This window comes from Bartonella florencae (assembly GCF_000312525.1).
GTDB classification, from domain to species: Bacteria; Pseudomonadota; Alphaproteobacteria; order Rhizobiales; family Rhizobiaceae; genus Bartonella; species Bartonella florencae.
This window is the reverse complement of sequence record NZ_HE997507.1, coordinates 1-480: the sequence shown is the minus strand read 5'-3', so window position 1 is coordinate 480 and position 480 is coordinate 1. Positions and strand designations below refer to the sequence as shown.

Sequence of the window (480 nt, the reverse complement as noted above, 5' to 3'; positions counted from 1 at the left end):
CTACCTGATATATATGCTTTTCAAAAGATGAACAAAGATGCCGAAACTCTTGTTCAGCTTCTTTGCGGCCTTGGCTTTTTATGCCAAGTACTGCTCTTCCGGCAAGTTTACCAGGGGCTTCAGGATTTTCCATAAGGTTTCTTAGGATTTTCTCTCCAGCTTGAGGATTTTCAAGAATTGCAGAAAGGTCTTTATTCAAAGCATACCGGTCACCATAAACAACTTGGCAATGCTCTTGGACTTCCAATACACCATATTGGAAGTCTGGGTTTTTTAAAATCTTTGAAGTAACCTCATCTTGCGGCGTTCTTGGAGGAGGGGTTGTTCTTCCTGCGCTAACCTCGGCATAGATGGATTCTGGTTGTTGTGAAGGCTCTCGTCCACTCGAGGTAACGGTTGCATAGACAGATTCGATGGGTTTATGGGGTGCACGCCCACCCTTTGCACCAAAGTCAATATTTGCATAGATGGGTTCTGGCT

1 protein-coding gene is annotated in these 480 nt (G+C 44.4%); it reads right to left on the bottom strand.

Annotation, left to right across the window (positions count from 1 at the left end; all coding sequences use genetic code 11):
- Positions 1-480 (bottom strand): BID domain-containing T4SS effector (locus BN202_RS09080; protein WP_019220332.1); only part of this gene is annotated, 480 nt, incomplete at both ends.